Origin of the sequence: Nonomuraea sp. NPDC049725 (assembly GCF_040674795.1) — a bacterium.
Classification (GTDB): domain Bacteria; phylum Actinomycetota; class Actinomycetes; order Streptosporangiales; family Streptosporangiaceae; genus Nonomuraea; species Nonomuraea ceibae.
The window spans coordinates 197,817-218,084 of the sequence record NZ_JBFANJ010000004.1 but is presented as its reverse complement, the minus strand read 5'-3'; the positions used below and the strand labels follow the sequence as shown (position 1 = coordinate 218,084).

Annotated in this window: 19 protein-coding genes and 1 pseudogene; 10 read left to right on the top strand and 10 right to left on the bottom strand. The window is 72.0% G+C overall.

Annotated features, from left to right (window positions below; translation table 11 throughout):
• Positions 1–593: 593 nt before the first annotated feature.
• The 3 genes from AB0J53_RS12185 to AB0J53_RS12175 form a co-directional block, all read right to left on the bottom strand.
• Positions 594–1,211, bottom strand: a complete 618-nt coding sequence (locus AB0J53_RS12185; RefSeq protein WP_364171340.1) for a hypothetical protein — start codon at positions 1,209–1,211, stop codon at positions 594–596.
• A complete protein-coding gene (locus tag AB0J53_RS12180) occupies positions 1,208–1,765 on the bottom strand; it encodes a sigma-70 family RNA polymerase sigma factor (RefSeq protein ID WP_364171338.1) in 558 nt (185 codons plus the stop codon). Before AB0J53_RS12180 ends, AB0J53_RS12185 begins: the two co-directional genes overlap by 4 nt.
• 122 nt (positions 1,766–1,887) lie before the next feature.
• On the bottom strand, positions 1,888–2,541 hold the full coding sequence (locus tag AB0J53_RS12175; RefSeq protein ID WP_364171336.1) for a YdcF family protein: 654 nt from the start codon (positions 2,539–2,541) through the stop codon (positions 1,888–1,890).
• A 189-nt stretch (positions 2,542–2,730) separates the two neighbouring features.
• Between AB0J53_RS12175 and AB0J53_RS12170 the strand changes: the two genes are divergently transcribed.
• Entirely contained in the window at positions 2,731–3,720 is a 990-nt protein-coding gene (locus AB0J53_RS12170) for an endonuclease/exonuclease/phosphatase family protein (protein ID WP_364171334.1), read from the top strand.
• Positions 3,721–3,772: 52 nt separating this feature from the next.
• On the top strand, positions 3,773–4,924 hold the full coding sequence (locus AB0J53_RS12165) for an MFS transporter (RefSeq protein WP_364171986.1): 1,152 nt from the start codon (positions 3,773–3,775) through the stop codon (positions 4,922–4,924).
• A 36-nt stretch (positions 4,925–4,960) separates the two neighbouring features.
• Here the strand turns inward: AB0J53_RS12165 and AB0J53_RS12160 are convergent, their stop codons facing one another.
• Positions 4,961–6,094, bottom strand: a complete 1,134-nt coding sequence (locus tag AB0J53_RS12160) for an esterase-like activity of phytase family protein (RefSeq protein WP_357583173.1) — start codon at positions 6,092–6,094, stop codon at positions 4,961–4,963.
• 280 nt (positions 6,095–6,374) lie between these two features.
• On the opposite strand from AB0J53_RS12160, the gene AB0J53_RS12155 reads away from it, so the two are divergent.
• The 5 genes and pseudogenes from AB0J53_RS12155 (at position 6,375) to AB0J53_RS12135 (ending at position 10,678) form a co-directional block, all read left to right on the top strand.
• On the top strand, positions 6,375–8,096 hold the full coding sequence (locus AB0J53_RS12155; RefSeq protein ID WP_364171332.1) for an HAD-IIB family hydrolase: 1,722 nt from the start codon (positions 6,375–6,377) through the stop codon (positions 8,094–8,096).
• 73 nt (positions 8,097–8,169) lie between these two features.
• Positions 8,170–8,409: pseudogene (locus tag AB0J53_RS12150) on the top strand (sigma factor); the annotation flags it as partial.
• Between the two features lie 203 nt (positions 8,410–8,612).
• Positions 8,613–8,774, top strand: coding sequence for a sigma factor-like helix-turn-helix DNA-binding protein (locus AB0J53_RS12145; protein ID WP_364171330.1), 162 nt, complete (start codon positions 8,613–8,615; stop codon positions 8,772–8,774).
• Positions 8,767–9,813 carry a CU044_5270 family protein gene (locus tag AB0J53_RS12140; RefSeq protein ID WP_364171328.1) on the top strand — a complete coding sequence of 349 codons (1,047 nt, stop codon included), beginning with the start codon at positions 8,767–8,769 and terminating at the stop codon, positions 9,811–9,813. The genes AB0J53_RS12145 and AB0J53_RS12140 overlap by 8 nt, the downstream gene beginning before the upstream one ends.
• Before the next feature lie 28 nt (positions 9,814–9,841).
• Positions 9,842–10,678 (top strand): hypothetical protein, encoded by an 837-nt coding sequence (locus tag AB0J53_RS12135; protein ID WP_364171326.1) that lies wholly within the window; start codon positions 9,842–9,844, stop codon positions 10,676–10,678.
• Between the two features lies 1 nt (position 10,679).
• On the opposite strand, the gene AB0J53_RS12130 is transcribed toward AB0J53_RS12135, so the two are convergent.
• Genes AB0J53_RS12130 through AB0J53_RS12120 form a run of 3 tightly spaced genes read right to left on the bottom strand, consistent with a single transcriptional unit; the run spans position 10,680 to position 13,822 of the window.
• Positions 10,680–11,771 carry a sialidase family protein gene (locus AB0J53_RS12130; protein WP_364171324.1) on the bottom strand — a complete coding sequence of 364 codons (1,092 nt, stop codon included), beginning with the start codon at positions 11,769–11,771 and terminating at the stop codon, positions 10,680–10,682.
• A gap of 40 nt (positions 11,772–11,811) precedes the next feature.
• Positions 11,812–12,471 carry a TrkA family potassium uptake protein gene (locus AB0J53_RS12125; protein ID WP_364171322.1) on the bottom strand — a complete coding sequence of 220 codons (660 nt, stop codon included), beginning with the start codon at positions 12,469–12,471 and terminating at the stop codon, positions 11,812–11,814.
• Positions 12,464–13,822, bottom strand: a complete 1,359-nt coding sequence (locus tag AB0J53_RS12120) for a potassium transporter TrkG (protein WP_364171320.1) — start codon at positions 13,820–13,822, stop codon at positions 12,464–12,466. The genes AB0J53_RS12125 and AB0J53_RS12120 overlap by 8 nt, the downstream gene beginning before the upstream one ends.
• A 120-nt stretch (positions 13,823–13,942) precedes the next feature.
• Between AB0J53_RS12120 and AB0J53_RS12115 the strand changes: the two genes are divergently transcribed.
• Positions 13,943–14,815: a sulfotransferase gene (locus tag AB0J53_RS12115; protein ID WP_364171318.1), complete on the top strand. Its 873-nt coding sequence runs from the start codon at positions 13,943–13,945 to the stop codon at positions 14,813–14,815.
• Positions 14,812–15,969 carry a glycosyltransferase family 4 protein gene (locus tag AB0J53_RS12110; RefSeq protein WP_219501567.1) on the top strand — a complete coding sequence of 386 codons (1,158 nt, stop codon included), beginning with the start codon at positions 14,812–14,814 and terminating at the stop codon, positions 15,967–15,969. The genes AB0J53_RS12115 and AB0J53_RS12110 overlap by 4 nt, the downstream gene beginning before the upstream one ends.
• A gap of 12 nt (positions 15,970–15,981) precedes the next feature.
• Here AB0J53_RS12110 and AB0J53_RS12105 read toward each other — a convergent pair whose 3' ends face one another.
• The 3 genes from AB0J53_RS12105 to AB0J53_RS12095 all read right to left on the bottom strand — a co-directional run bounded on the left by AB0J53_RS12105 (position 15,982) and on the right by AB0J53_RS12095 (position 17,948).
• Positions 15,982–16,914: a sporulation protein gene (locus AB0J53_RS12105; RefSeq protein ID WP_364171315.1), complete on the bottom strand. Its 933-nt coding sequence runs from the start codon at positions 16,912–16,914 to the stop codon at positions 15,982–15,984.
• 67 nt (positions 16,915–16,981) lie between these two features.
• The gene (locus AB0J53_RS12100; protein WP_219501555.1) at positions 16,982–17,350 is read right to left on the bottom strand and encodes an STAS domain-containing protein; all 369 of its coding nucleotides are present in this window, start codon (positions 17,348–17,350) and stop codon (positions 16,982–16,984) included.
• Between the two features lie 73 nt (positions 17,351–17,423).
• On the bottom strand, positions 17,424–17,948 hold the full coding sequence (locus AB0J53_RS12095; RefSeq protein ID WP_364171313.1) for a MarR family transcriptional regulator: 525 nt from the start codon (positions 17,946–17,948) through the stop codon (positions 17,424–17,426).
• 116 nt (positions 17,949–18,064) lie between these two features.
• On the opposite strand from AB0J53_RS12095, the gene AB0J53_RS12090 reads away from it, so the two are divergent.
• Positions 18,065–20,221, top strand: coding sequence for a transglycosylase domain-containing protein (locus tag AB0J53_RS12090; RefSeq protein WP_364171311.1), 2,157 nt, complete (start codon positions 18,065–18,067; stop codon positions 20,219–20,221).
• The last annotated feature ends 47 nt before the right edge of the window (positions 20,222–20,268 follow it).

The following is a 20,268-nucleotide window of genomic DNA, read 5'->3' as shown; positions in this document are numbered from 1 at the left end:
CACACCCCCGGCAAGGGGCCTCCCGGCCCCCTGCACCCCCGGCGTGGGCCGGGGCGCTCGGTCCAGAGGGACCGGCCACCCGGCAGCACCCGCTCACCGGAGTCCCGGAGGCCCGCAGGCCGGGCCCTCGACCCAAGGCGGACCGAGACGGGCCCTCGCCCCAAGGCGGACCGGCCACCCGGCCGCGCCCGCCCACGCGGAATCCCGGAGCCCCGCAGGAAGGGACTGACGCTCGGGCCCGGGGCCCGGCCGCCGGCCGGGCCGGGCGCTCGGTGCAGAGGGACCCGGCCACCCGGCTGCGCCCACCCGCCGGGGTCACGGAGCCAGGGGGCCGGAGCGGCCCTCGGCTCAAGGCGCGCCGACCGCCGGACTGCGCCCCGGCTTGCCGGACTTCCGAAGGCCAGCCGGCCGGGCCGGGCGCTCGGTGCAGAGGGGACCGGCCACCCGGCCGCGCCCGTTCGCCGGGTTCCCGGAGTCAGCGGGCGGGCCGGGCGTTCGGCTCGGAGGGGAGCAGGTCGCAGAACCCGGTCGCCTGGGTTCGCGGGCTGCCCCTGGTGGTCATGGCCCTGGTCGGGCGGTGCGGTTTCGGTGGGTCAGCTGCTCGCGGGGGAAGGCCGGCCGGGGTGGTCGGCATCGTCCCAGAGCGGGTCGTCGACGACCACGCAGGGCTTGACCGGGCCTTCGACCACGTAGGCCGCGAGCTGCCACTGGACCGCCGGCTTCGCCGCCTCGGCGGCCCCGTCGTTCCTCTCGGTGAACGCCATCACCAGGGTCTGCCCGGTGCCGACGTGCCGGGGGTCGATGGTGAGCCCCTTACCGGGCCGCAGGCGTACGGCCTTGTCCGATGCGGAGCCCTCCCACTCCTCCGGGGACGCGCCTCCGACGATCTTGCCTCGGTTCCCCTCGCAGGACTTGCCGGGCTTGAGGTACGTGATGTCGGCGGGGACCTTCATCCTTTCCAGGTCCCGTTCCAGCTTGTCGGCGTCCCTGAACTCGTTGAGCTGGACGTTGATCGTGCCGTCGGCGTTCTCGGCCACGGCGTACGCGGGCTGCTCCGACCCGGTCAGCAGCGGCACCGCGATCGCCGTCACCGCGGCCAGGCCGGCCACCGCCGCCCCCGTGAACAGGCGGCGACGGGTGCGGTGACGCCGTTCGGCACGGGCGGTCATCTCGGCTTTGAGCTCCATCAGTATCTGCTCCTCGAATCTCATCCTGGTGCTCCCTCCATGACCAAGGGCAGTGCCTGCAGCTTGCGGCGGGCGCGGTGCAACCGCACCTTGGCGGTCCCCGGCCGGATGCCGAGGGCGATCGCCGCTTCGGTGACCGTGAGCTGGTCGACGACCACCAGTTCCAGCACGGTGCGTTCGCGTTCGGACAGGTCGGCCAGGGCCTTGAAGACCTCCCTGGCCGATCTCTCGGCGTCGATGCGTTCTTCGAGCCTGGCGAGGTCGTCGGCGTCCAGGACGCGGCGTCCGCCCACGCGGTTCGTCAGCCGCGACTCCTTGAACGCCCGGCGCCGCTCGCTCGACAGCGTGTTGCGTGCCACGCCGTACAGCCATGCCAGTTCGGGTCCGAGCCCGGGCTGGTAGGTGCGGGGGGAGTCGAGCACCGCCAGGAACACCTCGGCCACGAGATCGGCGACCGTGTGGGGATCGTCGACCCGCCGAGCGAGGAAAAGGGTGATCGCGTCGACGTGCCGCCGGTAGAAGGCTTCGAACGCCACCTGATCTGTAGCGATCTCCGCCCGTTTGCGATGCACCGGCATGCCCCCTTCGTCATCTGACATCCCCTTTTGGGCAGAACCGGGCGAAGGGTTACACCGCGAAGGGCGACGAAGGCGGCGCTTCTCTCGTCACCTCCCGAGCGTCCGGGTGCGCGTCCGGGGCCTCATGGGATGACCCTGCTGTCGAACCCGGCGCGCAGCAGCGACTCGTAGGCGTCGCGTACGGCAGGCGGGACTTCCTGCTCGACGCTGTAGCCGCGGGCCGGGTACTCGATGACCCGCTGGAGGTCGCCCACCAGCATGTCGACGACCAGTTCGCCGTCGCCGATCGCCCGGACGTACGCGTCGAGGCGCTGGGCTCCCGAGGCGCACACCACCTCGACCTCGGGCCACACCTTGCGGGTCGTGGCGTAGGCCCGGCGTTCCATGTACGGCTTGGAGATGAGCATCACCGAGCGGGGGCGGATGCCGGCCTCGTGCAGGACCTGGCGGGACAGGACGATGTTCTCGCTGGTGTTGGTGGCTCGCGGTTCGAGGAGGATGGCCTCGTCGGGCACGCCGAGCCCGATCGCGTGCTCCCGGTAGTGGACGGCCTCGCCCCGGGGGAAGCGGGCGGCGGTGGTCGGCGTGGTGGCGCCCGAGAAGACCAGGCGCGGGAACCAGCCTGCGTGGTGGAGCGCCGCCGCGGTGGACGCGACGCCCAGGTCGTGGCTGCCCAGGCCGATCGCGGCATCGCAGTGGCGCAGCGGGTGGTGCATCTGGAGGTAGTCCCAGAGCGAGCCGGCCTGCCTCCACTGCTCGTCGGTGATGCCCGCCAAGGCTGCTCCCGGTCCTCGTGGTCAGGTTCCTTCCATGGGCTCGTTGCCGTGTCCATGATGGCACTAACGATCTACGGAGCCCCGTGAGCGGCCCGCTTCCACGGCGACCGGATCCCATCTTGAGCGACCGCTCAGGATGCGTAGGCTCCACCTCAGAACGTTCAGCGCGATTCGGAGCGGCGGAAGCACGTGGGCATCTCGGTCGAGGACGTCGAGGACAAGGAGGCCGGCGGGGCGCCGCCGCGCCGGCGTCGGCGCAGGCGCTGGCTGTCGTGGACGGTCGTGGCGGGCCTGGCCGGGTGGGCGGTGGTGCGCGTGGGCGGGCTGGAGGCGGGCTCGTTCCTGACGCAGCTCGTGACCGTGACCCCGCTCGGCGCGGTGCTGGCGCTGCTGGTGGCGCTGCTGGTGGTGCGGCGCAACCGGCCGGCGGCGCTGGTGGCTCTGGTGGCGTGCGTGCTGATGGCGGCCGTGGTGGCGCCGAGGGCGTTCGCCGTGGGCGAGCGCCCGGTGGGCGGCGTGCCGTTCAGGGTGCTGACGATCAACCTGTTCGGACGGGCGGACCCGCAGACGGTGGTGGAGCTGGTGCGGCGGCTGCGGCCGGACGTGTTCAGCGCGCTGGAGCTCACGCCGCGCGCGGTGGCGGCGCTGGACGCGGCGGGCCTGGCGGAGCTGATGCCGCACCGGGTGCTGGAGGCGGACCACGGCGCCACGGGCAGCGGGCTGTACGCGCGGCATCCGCTGACGGCGTTGCCCGATCTGTTCACGCCGATCGGGCACAACATGCCGGCCGCCGCACTGACGCTGCCGTCAGGCGGCAGGGTGGAGGTGGTGGCCGTCCATCCGAACCCGCCGCTGGGCCGGAAGACGGCGGGCTGGTACGCGTCGCTGGCCGCCCTGCCCGGGCCGTCGCCGGACGCGGTCCGGGTGCTGGCGGGCGACTTCAACGCGAGCCTGGACCACCGCGCCTTCCGTGAGCTGCTCGACCGTGGCTACGTGGACGCCGCCCGGCAGGTGGGCATGGGGCTGACGCCGACGTGGCCGAACCGGGCCGTGCCACCGTTCATCACGATCGATCACGTGCTGGTCGACGAGCGGGCCGGGGTGCGCGAGGTCGAGGTGGTGGACGTGCCGCGTACGGACCACCGGGGGGTTTACGCGGAGCTTAGGCTGCCCGGCTAGACTCGCCCGCATGAAGTGGCGACATTGATTCGTTGACGGAAGCCCGTCCCGGCTGGCGGGCACGCTTTATCTTTACTCGTTCCTGGATGAGTTCGTCCTGCTCTATCCGGTCTATGCGCTGCTGTTCAGCGAGACCGGGTTGTCCGTGGCCGAGACCACCTCGCTGTTCGTGATCTGGTCGGTCACCGGGCTGCTGCTGGAGGTGCCCTCCGGCGCGCTGGCCGACGTGCTCTCCAGACGGTTGCTGCTGTGCGTGGGGCCGCTGCTGGCCGCCGCGGGCTTCGCGCTGTGGGTGATCTTCCCGTCCTACTGGGTGTTCGCCGCCGGGTTCGTGCTGTGGGGGGTGCGTGGCGCGCTCACGTCCGGCTCGCTGGAAGCCCTGGTGTACGAGGAGCTGGAGCGCGCCGGCGAGGCCGAGCGCTATGCCGGGCTGATGGGCCGGGCCTCCTCGGTGGGGCTGGCGGCGACGGCTTCGGCGATCGGGCTGGCGATCCCGGTGTTCGCCGTGGGCGGTTATCCGGTGGTGGGCGCGGCCAGCGTCGTGGCCTGCCTGCTGTGCTCGCTCGCCGCCCTGGCGTTCCCGGAGCATCGCACGGCCGCGGCCGCCGATGACGACGACGAGCCCGGCTACTGGGCGGTGCTCAAGAGCGGGCTGTCGGAGGCGCGCGGCAATCGTCACGTGTCGAGGTGGCTGGTCCTGTCGGCGGTGGCGGGGGCGATCTGGGGCGCGCTGGAGGAGTACGTCCCGTATCTCGGCAAGGAGCTCGGGACACCGGTCGCCTGGGTGCCGGCGCTCGTCCTGCTGGTGTGGGCCGCGGCCACGGCCGGCGGGCTGCTGGCGGGCCGGGCCGAGCGGGTGGCGGAGCGGCCGTTCGCGGTGATGCTGCTGGCCGCGGCGCTGGCGCTGGCGGGCGGCGCGCTGAGCGGGGAGCTCGCCGGGTTCGCGCTGATCGCGCTGGCCTTCGGGGCGTTCCAGCTCGCCGACGTGGTGGCCGACGCGCGGCTCCAGGAGAGCATCGACGGGCCGAGCCGCGCCACCGTGACGTCCGTCGCGGGGCTCGGCAAGGAGGCGGTCACGCTGCTCGTCTACGCGTCGTACGGCGCCGCGTCGACGATGGCGGGCCACGGCCTGACGTTCGCCCTGTTCGCGGTGCCGTACGTGGTCGTCGCGCTGGTGTGGGGACGCAGGAGCCCGCGCCCCTGATGGAGGGCAGGGGCGCGGGCGGTCAGGCGGGCGGCGTCAGCAGCCGCGGACGGCGAAGGCGAGGAACTGCGTCACCTCGCGCTCGTCGAAGTTGTCGTCGGAGCCGGCGACGAGCGTGCACTCGCCGGTGCGCAGCCGGGGACCCCAGGCCAGGCCCTCCAGGTTCTGCACCGGTCCGCGCAGGTCGCTGAAGTCGTAGACCAGCCGCTTGCGGACCGGGCGGTACGACCGGCCGTCCGCGAGGCTCCGCCGGGGCAGCACGTCGGTCGCGCCGCGCAGGTCGATCTCGTACAGCTTGACCCGGTAGTCCACGCCCTCGATCCAGGAGCGTTCCAACGCCAGGTAGCGGTGGTCGTCGATGGCGAGGAGCTCGGAGACGCCGCTGTCGGTCGCGCCGGTCGGCGGCACGGGCGCGGCCGGGAGCGGGTCGATCGGGTAGGCGTACTGGCCGAGCAGGCGGCCGTCGCGGTTCCAGACGGTGATCCTGGCCGGGGCGCCGCGCTCGACGGTGGGCGGCTGCCCGTCCTCGTAACGCGGCCCTTCGGCCACGGCGGCGATCGTGCGCGGGCCGAGCGCCAGGCCCTCGAAGCCGAAGTTGCGCCGGGGGCCGCTGTCGGTGGTGGTCAGCCGGAGGTTGCGCGGGATCGGCAGGGAGCCGAGGTGGCGGCCCTGGCGGTCCATCCGGCGCACGAAGAGCTGGGAGACGGGGATGTCCGGGTTGCGCGTGTCGGGCCGGTCGCCTTCGTGTCCCCAGACCAGGTGGCGGGTGCGCCGGTCGAAGCGGATCGTCTCGGGGTCGGCCGAGCGCGGCTTGCCGTAGCCGGGGTAGGGCTCGCCGTCGGGGCCGATGAGCGTCTTGACGCCGGAGAGGTGGGCTCCGGTGAACCTGCCGGTGCGCCGGTCGAAGTCCAGCCTGCCGGTGTAGAAGCGGGCCGGGTTGTAGCGCCACCGGTCGTCGGAGATGAAGTACCAGGTGCCGGTGCGCGGGTCACGGTCCAGCCCGGAGAAGCCGCCGACGACCGTGCCCGCGAACTCCATCTTGTGCGGCAGCCGCTGCTCGCCGAGGAAGCGGGTGACGCGCACCCGCTCGGCCGCCATCACCGGCTGCGCGAATCCGATGGCCAGCGCGAAGGCGACCGTGACTTGCGCTATCCGCCGTGGATACAGCATGTGTTCCCCTGTCCGTGTAGGGCCTGCGAACCGGGGGACATGAGATCGCGGGTGAGGGCGGATTTCCAGGTAGCGGGGCAGGCGAAAGTTCGCGCACCGGCGAAGGCCGCGTTTCCCCTGAAAACGCGGGGCGAAGTGTCAGCGTCACGCGGGATACGTGAGAGAACCGCCGCAGATCTGCGGCTTTCCCGCTTCGCCCGGAGCGGGTCGTGCGACCGTTTCCACTCGTCCGTACGGGGTGATCCAGATTTCGCCGGGGTCTCGGGGGTACGTGCGCGACATGAGGTATCACGTGCTCGCCTGCGACTACGACGACACGCTGGCCAGGCACGGACGGGTCCATGAGCACACCGTCCGGGTCCTGGAGCGCGTCTCCCGCTCGGGCAGGAAGCTGCTGCTGGTGACCGGGCGGGAGCTCGACGACCTGCTGTCCGTGTTCCCGCACGCCGACCTGTTCGACCTGGTGGTGGCCGAGAACGGCGGGCTGCTCTACGACCCCGGCAGGCGCAGCGCCGAGGCGCTGGCCGAGGCGCCGCCGCCGGAGCTGGCCGACCGGCTGCGCGCGGCGGGCGTCACGCCGCTGGGCGTCGGCTCGGTGGTGGTGGCCACGCGCGAGCCGTACGACGCGCAGGTGCACGAGGTCATCCGGGACCTGGGCCTGGAGCTGCAGGTGATCAGGAACAAGGGCGCGGTCATGGTGCTGCCGCCCGGCGTGAACAAGGCCACCGGCCTGGCCGCCGCGCTCGACCGGCTGCGCCTGTCGCGGCACAACGTGGTGGCCGTCGGCGACGCGGAGAACGACCACGCGTTCCTGAACGCGGCCGAGTGCGGCGCGGCTGTGGCCAACGCGGTGCCGGCGCTGCTGCGCCAGTGCGACCTGCCGCTGGGCCGGCAGGCGGGCCACGGCGTCGTCGAGCTCGCCGAGCTGCTGCTCACGGGCGAGCTGGACCAGATCGAGATCCCGCGTCACGACGTGCTGCTGGGCCACGGTGACGGCGGCGAGGCACGGCTCAAGCCGTACGGGACGGGGCTGGCCGTGGCGGGGCCGTCGGGCAGCGGCAAGTCCACGGTCACCACGGCGCTGCTGGAGCGGCTGGTGGAGAGCGAGCACCAGTGCGTGGTGATCGACCCGGAGGGCGACTACGCCGAGTTCCCGGGGGTGGCCGTGCTGGGCGAGCCGGACCGGCCGCCCGCGGTGGAGGAGGTGCTGCGGCTGCTGGAGTCGCCCCAGCACAGCGCCGTGGTGAACATGATCGGGATGCCGCTGCGCGACCGGCCCGCGTTCTTCGCCGAGCTGGTGCCGCGCCTGGTCGCCATGCGGGCCAAGCTGGGGCACCCGCACTGGGTGGTCGTGGACGAGGCGCACCACCTGATGCCGGCCGAGCTGCAGGAGGTGCCGCTCAAGGACCCCGGCGACCTGGGGTCGATCATGCTGATCACCGTGCATCCCGAGGCGCTCAGCCCGGCCGCGCTCGACCTGCTGAACGGCGTGATCGCGGTCGGGCCTGAGCCCGCCGACACGCTGGGCGCGTTCGCCGACGCCCTCGGCCGGCCCCTGCCGGCCGTCGAGGGCGAGGGCGGTGACGGCAGCGTCGTGCTGTGGCACATCGCGCTGGACGCCGCCACGCGGATCCAGCCCTCGGAGGCCCGCGCCGAGCGCACCCGCCATCGCCGCAAGTACGCCGCCGGCACCATGTCCAAGGACAAGAGCTTCTACTTCACCGGCCCCGACGAGCGGCTGCACCTGCGGGCGCGCAATTTGCACACGTTCGTGGAGCTGGCCGAGGGCGTGGACCAGGAGACGTGGACGTACCACCTGAAGCGGGGCGACTACTCGGCCTGGATCCGCGACCGGCTCGGCGACGACGAGCTGGCCGGCGAGGTCGAGGCGGTGGAGCGGGAGGAGCCCGACGACAGCCTGAGCCAGGTGGTCGGCCTCATCGACCGGCGCTATACGCTGCCGGCCGAGCCCACCCGCTACGACCCGGACCACGACGACTGATCACGCGGGGACCGTGAAGGGGAAGGGGACGATCGGTGGAGTAGGGGTGTAAGCAACAGAAGGGACACCCCGAATGACCGCGCCCCCCGAGGTGAGCGACCCTCCGGTCGCGGCCGACGACGCGGCCGTGATCAAGGAGTCCGTCCGGGAGCCGGAACGCTTCGCGGTCCTCTACGACCGGTACGTCGAGGAGATCTACCGCTACCTGGCGGCCCGCCTCGGCCCGGAGGCGGCCGACGACCTGACGGCGGAGACGTTCCTGGCGGCCTTCCGCAAGCGGCACACGTTCGACCCGGCACGCGGCGGCGTCCGGCCCTGGCTGTACGGCATCGCCACCAACGTGGCCGCCCAGCACCGCAGGGGGCTGTCGCGGATGTTCGCGGCCTTCCGCCGGGCCCCGGCGGCCGAGCGGAGCGAGGCGGGCCCCGAGGAGCGGGTGCCCACGCGGCTGGACGCCGCGGGCGCGCGGGGCCGCTCGCGGCGGCGCTGGCCGCGCTGCCCTCGGGCGACCGCGACGTGCTGCTGCTCGTCGCCGTTGCCGGGCTCAGCTACGAGGAGGTCGCGGCCTCGCTCGGCATCCCCTACGGAACGGTCGGCTCCCGGCTGCACCGCGCCCGCAAGAAGGTGCGGAAGGCGCTCGGCGCGGTCAACCCGGTGATCGGAGACATAGATGGATGACCTGTCCGCGGTGCGGGAGCTGCTGGCCCCGCCCGGCCCGTCCCGGGAGACGGTGGCGCGCGGGCGCGACCGGCTCCTGACGGAGATCGCCCGCGACCGCCCCCCGAGGGGCGCGCACGACAGGCCCGCGCGCAAGCGGGTGCGGGCGGCACGGTGGGCGACGTTCGGGCTGGGCCTGGCGTCGGCGGGGGCGGCGGTGGCCGTCGTGCTCTCGTCGGCGCCGCCGGTCGAGGCCCCGCCGCCCGACGCCCGCACGGTCCTGCTGGCCGCCGCCACGTCCGCCGCCCGGCAGCCCGCCGAGGGCGCCTGGTGGGGCAACAAGCTGATCAGGGGCGTACGGTTCCGCGACCCGGGCGACCGCTACACCCTGGAGCAGACGGCCGCCGAGGAGACCTGGCTGCCCACGGGCAAGATGACCGACCCGCACTGGCTCGTCCTGCGCTACCTGGGCGTCAAGCCGGCCACGCCGGAGGACGAGGCGGCCTGGCGGGCCGACGGCTCCCCCACCCACTGGTCCTACCCGTACGGCACCGGCGGCGGTCTCGGCGGCGACTCCTACGAGGTGGAGGCGGCGCCCGGCGAGGCCAGGTCGTTCGAGCAGGAGGACGTCGACTGGCGGCTGCTGGCCGCCGGCAGGCCGCTGACCAGGATGGCCGAGCTGCCCGCCACGCCGGAGGGCCTGCGCGCCCTGCTCGGGCCCGGTGACAGGGAGCTGATGACCAACCTGGGCTCGTTCGTCCTGGAGATGCCGGTGCCCGCCGGAACCAGGGCCGCCGCGTACCGGCTCATGGCCTCGCTGCCCGGCGTCACCGCGCAGGGCCGGGTGACCGACGCGCTCGGCAGGACCGGGGAGGCGATCGCCTACCGCGACCCGGCCGACGGCTCCGCCAGACGGCTCATCGTCGACGACGCGACCGGGGCGCCGCTCGCGCTGGAGACGCTGGCGCCCTCGGGCGAGCTGACGGGGTTCACGGCCGTCGCGGAGAGCGTCTGGGCCGACCGGCGGCCCGACCTGCCCAACCCCGAACCCGCATCCTGACCCCCGAACCGGAAGGTGACTGCACACAATGCGTAAGACGATCATGATGGTCGCGGTCCTGACCCTGACGGCGACCGCCACCCCGGCCCAGGCCGCCGAGGCCGACCCCGGGGCCGGCGGCAAGTTCTGGCAGACCCGGACGACGTTCACCATGACCCACCCGCGCAAGGTCGGCGCCGCGCCGAACACGTACTGGGTGGTGCAGCGGCGGATCAGCGAGTCGACGTCGGCGTCGACCGGTGACCGGTGGATGGGCTTCCGCGAGCTGGGCGTCAAGCCGAAGAGCGCGGCCGACCGGGCCGCCTGGAAGCGTGACGGCTCGCCCGCCTCGTGGCGCTACCGGACCGAGGGCATGCTGGTGAAGCTGTCCACGGAGCCGGGCAGGGCGAGGCTGACCAAGATCAGGCCGAGCGGGTTCATCCTGGCCGGGCGGAAGATGTCCTACGAGGAGCTTCAGGCGCTGCCGTCGGAGCCCGCCGCGCTCAAGGAGCGGCTCGTCGAGATCCGCCTGGCCGCCCCCGAGCCGCCGCGCCGCGAGCACATCAAGCTCGGGCACACGTACGAGGAGCTTCTGCACGAACTGCCCGTGCCGCAGCAGGTGCGCGCGGCCGCGTTCGCGCTGCTGTCGGCGGAGCCCGGCACCGAGGTGACCGGCGACGGCGCGAACCGCAAGCAGCTCACCGTGACCGACGGCAAGGGCGACTGGCGGATGCGGCGCAGCGTGACCGTCGACACCTCGGCCATGCTGCTGGTCGCCGAGAAGCTGGACACCTGGATGGGCGGCAAGCCGTTCCCGAACAAGACCTGGACGAAGGTCATCAAGTCCGGCTGGACCGACCAGGCGCCCACCGCGCCGGCGGGCTGACTCAGGCCAGCTCCGCGGCCGGGACGCGGCGGAAGGCGATCGACTCGTACGGCCCGAAGTCGCCGGTCTCGTAGAGCAGGCCCACCGTGGCGGCGTCGAGCGCCGTCAGGTCGGAGTAGGCGGCGGGCAGCCCCGACACGGTGTGGGCGACCCGCCAGGTGACGCCGAAATCGTCGCTGGCCCGCACGGTCATGAGCGCGCGGGCGTCGGGCGCGGCCGGGCCGGAGAACAGCAGCGTCCCCGTCGGCTCCCAGAACAGGACGCTGCCCTCCACCACCGGCCCGCTCAGCCCGGCCTGCGGGCGGAAGGGCAGCTCCAGGCTCTGCCCGCCGTCGGCCGAGTAGGCGTCGGCGCGGGTGCCGGGGGCGGCCGAGTCGGTGCGGGTGTTGAGGTAGAGGCGGCCGCCGGGCAGCTCGGCGGCCGTGGTCTCGTTGACGTTGACGTAGCCGTCGGGGTTGTCGTCGACGTAGCCGATCCGCCAGGTCGCGCCGCCGTCGTCGCTGAGCAGGCAGTGGCCGCCGTTGTAGGCGCCCTCGGTGCCGTCGTGGCCGGCGGCCGGCGGCAGCGAGTGGTTGGCGGGCACCACGATCCGGCCCGCGTGGGGGCCGTGCCGGAGCTGGAGCGCGTGGCCGGGAGTGGTGGCGTACCAGCGCCATTCCGGCCGTTTCACGCTCGCGGTGATCTCGCGCGGGGCCGTCCAGGTGACGCCGTCGTCGGCGCTCTCCTGGACGAACACCCGGCGGCCGTCGGCGGCGGGCACCTGGCCGCGCCGGATCTTCGCCTCGGTCGCCGCCGGGCCCTGCCGCACCGACACCAGGACGATCCGGCCGTCGGAGGTCACCACCGGGGCCGGGTTGCCCACGGTGCCCCCGCGCGGCTCCTCGGCCACCACGCGGGCCTCGCTCCAGGTGTCACCGCCGTCGGCCGAGCGCTTGACCACCAGGTCGATGTGGCCGGAGTCGCCGGCCGAGCCGCGCCGCCCCTCGGCGAACGCCAGCACGGTCCCCGCCCGGGTGACCACGACGGCGGGGATGCGGAACGTGTGGAAGCCCTCGGTGCCCGCCCGGTAGGGCACGGACGTCGCGTACGCCATCCGGCCACGGTAGGAGGGACGGGTGAACGGCGGGTGTCCGTCAGCTGAGCTCCGAGAAGCGCTCGATCTGGTCGGTGCGGCCGGACACCAGGATGATGTCGCCGTAGGACAGCTCGGTCTCGGCCGTGGCGTACGTGAACGCCTCGCCCTCCTTCTTGACCGCGACGACCGTGACGCCGTACTTGCGCCGCAGGCCCGACTCTCCCAGCGGGGTGCCCACGTACTCCTTGGGCGGGTGGGTCTTGATCAGCGCGAAGTTCTCGTCGACCTCCATGTAGTCCAGCAGCCGGCCGCTCACCAGGTGCGCCACCCGCTCGCCCATGTCGAACTCGGGCAGCACGACGTGGTGCACGCCGACCCGGCTCAGGATGCGCCGGTGCTGCTGGCTGACGGCCTTGGCCCAGATGTCGTCGATCTCCAGCTCCACCAGCAGCGAGGCGGACAGGATGCTCGCCTCCAGGTCGCCGATCGCCACTACGGCCCGGTAGAAGTCGGGCACGCCGAGCTGCTGGAGCGCGTCCAGGTCGGTGGCGTCGGCGGTGGCGAGGTGGGTGATGTGGCCCGCCAGCGCCTGCACGATCTTCGGCCGGTGGTCGATGGCCAGCACCTCGGTGCCCCGGCGGGTCAGCTCCAGGGCGAGCGAGCTGCCGAACCGGCCCAGCCCGATGACCACCACGGGGTCATTGCTCTTCTCAACCAACGATCATCCGCTCCTCAGGTAGTTCGTAATGCCGGGTCCGCTCCTTCAACGCCAGCGCGGAGCCGATCGTCAGCGGGCCTATCCTGCCGACGAACATCAGCAGGACCATCAGCACCTGGCCCGGGACCGTCACGTCGGCGGTGATGCCCGTCGACAGCCCCGCGGTGCTGAACGTGGCCACGACCTCGAACAGCACCCGGTCGAGGCTGTGCGGGGTGAGGACGAGCAGCACGTAGGTGCAGACGGCGACCAGGCCGGCGCTCATCATCGTGATCGTGACGGCCTGGCGCTGGGCCGACTCGGAGATCTGGCGGTGGCCGATGTTCACCTTGGACTCGCCGCGCAGCTCGGCCCACATGACGAAGGCCAGCAGCCCGAGCGTGGTCACCTTGATGCCGCCGGCGGTGCCCGCGCTGCCGCCGCCGATGAACATCATCAGGTCGGTGAACAGCCAGCTCGACGGGTAGAGCTCGCCGATGTTGACGCTGTTGAACCCGGCGGTGCGCGCCATGGACGACAGGAAGAACGCGGCCAGCAGCTTGCCCGAGTCGTCCAGCGCGCCCAGGGTGCCGGGGTTGCGCCATTCGGTGGCCAGGTAGACCAGGGTGCCGAGGATCAGCAGCACGATGGTGGCCACGACGGTGATCCTGGTCAGCACGCTCCACCTGCTCGGGTGCCGCCAGGACTTCAGCAGCTCGAACACGACGGGGAAGCCGAGCCCGCCCACGGTGACGGCGGCGGCGATCGTCAGGCAGATCCACGGGTCGGTGACGAACCCGATGACGTTGTCGGACCAGAGCGTGAAGCCCGAGTTGTTGAAGGCGGAGATGCCGTGGAAGACGCCCAGGTAGAGCGCCTCACCGATCGGCTCGTCGTAGCCGATCAGGAAGCGCAGCGTGAAGACCACGGCCGCGATCGCCTCGCACACCAGGCTGAAGACGACGACCTTGCGCACCACCTTGCGCATGTCGGCCATGGTCGGCGTCTTGGTCTCGGCCTGGGCGAACAGCCGGGCGCGCAGGCCCAGCCGGCCCGACACCAGCACGGTGAACACCGTGGCCAGCGTCATGATCCCGAGGCCGCCGATCTGCACCAGGCCGATGATGACCACCTCGCCGAACGTCGACCAGTGCGTGGGCGTGTCGACGACGACGAGCCCGGTCAGGCAGACGGCCGAGGTGGCCGTGAACACCGCGGTGAGCCAGCCCGGGGACACCCCTTCGGTCGTCGCGAAAGGGAGCATCAGCAGCAGCGTGCCGATCAGCGCGGCCGTGCTGAATCCCGTCGCGATGACCTGCGCGGGGTGGCTGTAGCCGCCGAGTGAGAAAGAGGCGGCTCGAACACGTCTCATCAGGTGCGAGGCTCCAGCAGGAAGCAATGAGATGGTCGAGGATATACGGCGCCGTCACGGTTCCGTATCGACCCCCGATTCCCAGGGAACTACCAGGAAGGATGAGTAGTCTCCCTCTGCATGAGCTGGCAGCGTAAGATCAACAAGGCGCTGGTCAGGTTCACCGGATTCCAGGTCAATCGAGTAGGGAACCAGGGTATTACGAAGGCGGCGGCCCCCGCGCCCGCCAAGCCGGCCGAGGTCGAGATCCGGCCGCCGGCGGACCCGGCGGCGGACCGGCTCCTCACCGCCCCCGTCTTCATCATCTCGCCGGTGCGGTCCGGCTCCACCCTGCTTCGTTCGATCCTCAACGCTCATTCGGCACTGCACGCCCCGCACGAGCTCCACGTGCGGCGCCTCAGAGTGGAGTTCGGCACGACCCTGGCCAGCAAGGCGATGGCGGCGCTCGGCCACAACCAGGCCGATCTGGAGCACCTGCTCTGGGACCGGGTCCTGCACCGCGAGCTGGTCCGCAGCGGCAAGCGCTACATCGTGGACAAGACCCCGGCGAACGCCTTCGCCTACGAGCGGCTCGCCACCTGCTGGCCGGACGCGCGGTTCGTCTTCCTGCTGCGCCACCCCGCCTCCATCGCGACCTCCTGGCACGAGGCCAGCCCCGACAAGCGCACCCCCGAGGAGGCCGCGCTCGACGCGCTGCGCTACATGAAGGCCGTGCAGCGGGCCAAGTCCGCGCTCCCCGGCCTCACCGTGCGCTACGAGGACCTCAGCGCCGAGCCGGAGAAGGTCACCCGGGAGATCTGCGAGTTCCTGGGCGTGGAGTGGGAGGCCGGGATGCTCTCCTACGGCGAGCAGACGGTCATCCAGAAGGGCCTCGGCGACTGGCGGGACAAGATCCGCACCGGCACCGTCCAGCCGGGCCGCGATCTCCCGCCCGAGGAGTCCGTCCCCGAATCGCTCAAGCCGATGTGCCGGAGCTGGGGGTACCTCCCGTGAAGATCCGCTACCTGATGCTGCACGCCTACGGCATGGGCGGCACCATCCGCACCGTGATCAACCAGGCCAACGCGATGGCCGAGTACGGGCACGACGTGGAGATCATCAGTGTGGTGCGGCGGCGGGAGAAGGCTCAGTTCGCCATCCACCCGGGCGTCCGGGTCAGCACGCTCGTCGACCAGCGGCAGGGCAGGCAGGCCGACTCGCTGCCGCGCAAGGCGTGGCGCCGGGTGCGCGGCAAGATCGTGCCGCGCGGCGAGTTCGCCGCCGACTACTTCACCGAACGGGTGGAGAAGGCGGTCATGGACTACGTCGCCGGGCTCGACCACGGCATCCTGGTCACCACCAGGCCCGCGCTCAACCTGATCGCCGCCCGCCGGGCCGGCAAGGGCGTGGTCAAGGTGGCCCAGGAGCACATGAACCTGACCGCCTACCCCGAGACGATCCGGCGCGACATCGCCCGCTACTACGGCAGGTTCGACGCCGTCGCCGTGCTCACCAAGACGAACCAGCGCGAATACCAGCAACTGCTGCCGGGCGCCCGGATCGTGCAGATCCCCAACGCCGTGCACAAGGTCGACCAGGAACGTTCCCGCCAGGAGAACCCGGTCGTCCTCGCCGCCGGGCGGCTCGTGCCCCAGAAGGGGTTCGACATGCTCATCCCGGCCTTCGCCGAGGTCGTCAGGGAGCACCCGGAGTGGCGGCTGCGCATCTTCGGCACCGGCCCGCGCAAGCCCCAGCTCGCCGCCCGCATCGAGGAGCTCGGCATGACCGGGCACATCTCGCTCATGGGCCGCACCGACCGGCTCGACGCTGAGCTGGCCGACGCCTCCGTCTACGTGCTCAGCTCCCGGTTCGAGGGGCTGCCGATGGTGATGATCGAGGCCATGACGCACGCGCTGCCGGTCGTGGCCTTCGACTGCCCGACCGGGCCGCGCGACGTGCTGACCGACGGGGTCGACGGGGTGCTGGTGCCGCCGCGCGACACCGAGGCGCTCGCCGCCGCGCTCAAGGAGGTCGTCGCCGACCGCAGGAAGCGCCTGGAGATGGGCGAGGCCGCCGTGGTGACCTCGCGCGCCTACGGCCCCGACGTGGTGATGCCCCAGTGGGCGGACCTGTTCGCCGAGCTGCTCGGCGAACCGGCCCGCCGCTGACGGTGACGGCGGCTACCAGTCGCCGTCACCCTCCTCCTCGCCGCCCTCGAGCGCCTCCTCGATGAGCTCGCCGGCGACCATGCCGCCGACCACGCCCATCGCCCCGGCGGCGACCATCCCGCCGAGCCCGCCGCCCCCGTGGTGGTGGCGCTCCTCGTGGTAGTGGTGGCCCTGGTGGTGGTGGCCGCCGCCGTAGGCGCTCAGCCCGGCCAGCCAGCCGCCGATCTCGGCCGCCCAGTCCATGCGCAGGGCCTCGTCGTGCCCGACGCGGAAGCGGCCGATGGCGTCGCCGTAGCCGCCGGAGCGCTTGTCGGCCTCGATGACGACGTGCATCCCCTCGGCGTCGGCGACGAAGGTGAGCTCCGCCTCCTTGACCTGCCCGGGCGGCCCGTAGAACTCGATCTCCTGGTAGACCGGCAGCTCCTGGTGGATGCCGTGGATGCGGCCCACCTCCACGTCCGCCGACTTGAACGCGAACCCGAGCTGCAGGAACGCCTCCATGACCCGCTGCTGCGACGGCAGCGGCTCCACGCTCAGCGGGTCGAGGTCGCCCTTGTCGACGGCCTTGGCGATGGCCAGCTCGGTGCGGACGCCGAGCCCCATCCCGGTCAGCGGCTGCCCGCCGACCTCGCTCACCGGCGTCTCCCACGGCACGGCGACCTCGAACGGGATCGTCCGCTCCTCCCCCTTGGCCAGCGTGAACGGCCCCGAGACCCGCATCCGGTGCAGCTCGGCGAGCCCGTGGGCCTCGCCGTCGCCGATCTCCGCCTCGGCCCGGGCGACCAGGCCGAGCGTGACGTGCTCGATTTCGGCGTCGAAGTCGCCGCCCTTCAGCCGCACCTCACCCGCCAGGAGCCCACCGGGCCGCACCCGCGGGGTGGTGAGGACGGTGTCGACCGAGGGGGCTCCGACGCCGAAGGCGCCCAGCATCCGCTTGAAAACCACGTGATTACTCTCCGTTCCGGTACGGCTGGCGTACCGGAGAACGATCACCGGTGCGGCGCGGTTCCCGTCATTCCCTGGCGGTCTTGAGCATCAGCTCGGCCACGGCGACGTCGACGCTCTGGCTCAGCGACACGTGGCCGAGCAGGTCGGTCTGCCGCAGCACGTTGACCAGGTGGGGGGTGGGCCGGGCCAGGATGACCTCGCCGCTGCCCTCGGCCCGCATGCGTTGCAGCACCGCGGCCAGCACGCCGATGACGGAGGAGTCGTAGAACATCAGGTCGGCCAGGTCGAACACGAGCACCGGGCCGGGCGACCAGTCCCACACCGCGTCGACGTGGGCGCTGAACCGTTCGCGCCCGGCATGGTCCAGCTCGCCGGCCGCCACCAGGACCGTGCACTCCCGGTGCCGGACCGTCTCGATGCGCAAAGCGGCCACGCACTACGCCTTCCCCGGGGTCCTGCCGTTAGTCCGGTGACTCGGGGGTAGGACGTAGGCCGTGACCGCCCCCTCAGTCGCCCCCCGGATCGCCGGTGAACTCGCCCGTGAGGTCCCGCAGCATCGAGCGCAGGACGCGGTCGAGCGCGGCGCTCTCGCCGGTCGGCACCAGGGCGGCCAGCCGGTGCAGGTTGGCGGCGTGGTCGGTGAGCGTGGCGTCGATCACCCGCCGGCCTTCGCCGGTGAGCGCGATGCGGAAGCTGCGCCGGTCGTCGGGGTCGAGGCTGCGCTCGACGAACCCGGCGGCCTCCAGCCGGTCGAGCCGGTTGGTCATCCCGGCGCGCGAGAGCCGCAGCACCGCCGACAGCTCCGACGGGATCATCGTGTACGGGCTTCCGGCGCGGCGCAGCGCGGCCAGCACGTCGAACTCGCCGGGGCGCAGCCCGTGGCGGGCGAAGACGCGCTCGACGTCCGCCTCCAGCAGCCTGGTGACCTGGACCAGCCGGGCGAACAGGCCGAGCGGCTCCAGGTCGAGATCGGGCCGTTCCCGGCGCCACTGTCGCAGGACGGCGTCCATGGGGTCGGGTTCGGCGGTCATGGTCAACGATTCTACGGAGGTGAGACCACGATCACATCGATCCGGATACGCGGCATTCGTGAGGCCTATATGGTTTGGGACGGGGTTGAATTGGCTATCGGGGAGGTTCCTGCACCATGAGCCGGGGTACGAGCATCCTTCGTCTGACCGGAGCCGCCGCCGCGGCGGGCGTGCTGGCCGCGGCCATCGCCCTGCCGGCCATCGGCGGCGCCGGCGCGATGTTCGTCAGCGCCTCGGAGGACCTCAACCTCAAGCCCGAGGACCTCAAGGAGCCGCCGCTGGCGGAGAAGACCACGGTCCAGGACGCCAAGGGCAACGAGATCGCCACCTTCTACGAGGAGTACCGCGAGGTCATCCCGCTCTCCCAGGTGGCCGAGGTGATGAAGACCGCGATCATCTCCATCGAGGACTTCCGCTTCTACGAGCACGGCGCCATCGACATCGAGGGCACCATCCGCGCCCTCGCCAAGAACCTCAGCTCCGGCGGCATCGCCCAGGGCGGCTCCAGCATCACCCAGCAGTACGTCAAGCAGGTGCTGGTCAACTCCGCCGTCACCGACGAGCAGAAGGCCGCGGCCACGGAGGCCAGCTACGCCCGCAAGCTCAACGAGCTGCGCTACGCGATGGCGATCGAGGAGAAGTACACCAAGGACCAGATCCTGGAGAAGTACCTCAACATCGCCTACTTCGGCGCGAGCGCCAACGGCGTGGAGGCGGCGGCGAAGCGGTTCTTCGGCGTCTCGGCCTCCGAGCTGGACCTGGCCCAGGCCGCCACGCTGGCCGGAGCCGTGCAGAACCCCAACAGGACCGACCCCAACCTCGGCAGGAAGCAGCGCGCCGCCCTGCTGGAGCGCCGCAACATCGTGCTCAACCGGATGGCGGAGCTCGGCAAGATCACGCCGCAGCAGGCCGAGGAGGCCAAGGCCAAGAAGCTCGGCTACAAGGGCACCCCGCTGCCCGGCGGCTGCGAGACCAGCAAGTACCCGTACTACTGCATGTACGTGCGCGCCGAGGTGCTCGGCAACCCGATCTTCGGCAAGTCCAAGACCGAGCGCGCCCAGCTGCTCAGCCGGGGCGGCCTGACGATCCGGACCACGCTCGACCCCAAGATGCAGAAGGCCGCCGAGGCCGCGATCAAGAAGCACGTGCACGCCTCCGACCGCCCGGTGGCCTCCGAGGCGCTGGTCGAGCCGGGCACCGGCCAGATCAAGGCGATGGCGGCCAGCCGCAAGTACGGCAACAACAAGCGCAAGAACGAGATGTCGTACAACGTGGTCGCCAACGCGGCGCACGGCGGCGGTGTGGGCTTCCAGCCGGGGTCGACGTTCAAGACGTTCACGCTGCTCACCGCCCTCAAGGAGGGCATGAAGATCAACGATGGCCTCTCGGTGGGCGCCGGCTACCGGGCGCCCGGCTATTCGACGTTCAAGAACTGCAAGGGCGAGAGCATCGGCGACCCGTCGCACACCGTCACCAACGACGAGGGCTCGGGCGGCTTCAAGACGCTGCAGACCGGCACCTGGGGCTCGGTCAACACGTTCTTCATGAAGCTGGAGGAGAAGGTCGGCCTCTGCGACACGATCAAGACCGCCAAGTCGCTGGGCATCGAGCGGGCCGACGGGCTGCCGCTGCTGGAGTTCTCCACGTTCACGCTCGGCACGAACGAGATGGACCCGGTCACCGTGGCCAACGCCTACGCGGCGATCGGCGCCCGGGGCAAGTTCTGCGAGCCGATGGTGATCACGCAGATCACCGACCGCTACGGCAAGGTCAAGAAGTACGACCCGAAGTGCAAGCAGGTGCTGGACCCCGAGGTGGCCGACGCGGCGGCGAACGTGCTGCAGGGCGTGTTCACCCACGGCACGATGCGGGGCGTGGGCGGGATCGGCCGTCCGGTGGCGGGCAAGACCGGCACCTCCGACGCGCAGGCGACGGCCTGGTTCGCCGGGTTCACGCCGGACCTGGCGGGCGCGGTGAGCATCGGCGACCCGCGCGGGGCGCAGAAGTACAAGCTGAACGGCGTCACCATCGGCGGCAAGTACTACGGCTCCGTGTTCGGCGCGAGCGTGCCGGGGCCGATCTTCAAGGACACCATGATGGCGGCGCTCAAGGGCACCAAGGCGACGCCGTTCCACCCGATCAACACCGCGCGCTTCGGCGGCTGCGGCTCCAGCTGCGCGCCGGTGCAGCGGGACCGGGACGAGGCCGGCCAGCGGGAGGACATCGAGCTGGGTGACGGCACCGTGCGCTTCGACGACGGGATCGGCCGCTGAGCTCACCGTCTTCCTTACTCGCTGCCAATGGCCCAGTACAGAGGGCC

Coding starts and splice junctions, on each gene's coding strand:
- AB0J53_RS12115 (WP_364171318.1), top strand. CDS start 13,943: ATGAGCTGGCAGCGTAAGATCAACAAGGCGCTGGTCAGGTTCACCGGA.
- AB0J53_RS12120 (WP_364171320.1), bottom strand. CDS start 13,822: ATGAGACGTGTTCGAGCCGCCTCTTTCTCACTCGGCGGCTACAGCCAC.
- AB0J53_RS12185 (WP_364171340.1), bottom strand. CDS start 1,211: ATGAGATTCGAGGAGCAGATACTGATGGAGCTCAAAGCCGAGATGACC.
- AB0J53_RS12095 (WP_364171313.1), bottom strand. CDS start 17,948: ATGACCGCCGAACCCGACCCCATGGACGCCGTCCTGCGACAGTGGCGC.
- AB0J53_RS12155 (WP_364171332.1), top strand. CDS start 6,375: ATGAGGTATCACGTGCTCGCCTGCGACTACGACGACACGCTGGCCAGG.
- AB0J53_RS12180 (WP_364171338.1), bottom strand. CDS start 1,765: ATGCCGGTGCATCGCAAACGGGCGGAGATCGCTACAGATCAGGTGGCG.
- AB0J53_RS12160 (WP_357583173.1), bottom strand. CDS start 6,094: ATGCTGTATCCACGGCGGATAGCGCAAGTCACGGTCGCCTTCGCGCTG.
- AB0J53_RS12135 (WP_364171326.1), top strand. CDS start 9,842: ATGCGTAAGACGATCATGATGGTCGCGGTCCTGACCCTGACGGCGACC.
- AB0J53_RS12140 (WP_364171328.1), top strand. CDS start 8,767: ATGGATGACCTGTCCGCGGTGCGGGAGCTGCTGGCCCCGCCCGGCCCG.
- AB0J53_RS12090 (WP_364171311.1), top strand. CDS start 18,065: ATGAGCCGGGGTACGAGCATCCTTCGTCTGACCGGAGCCGCCGCCGCG.
- AB0J53_RS12130 (WP_364171324.1), bottom strand. CDS start 11,771: ATGGCGTACGCGACGTCCGTGCCCTACCGGGCGGGCACCGAGGGCTTC.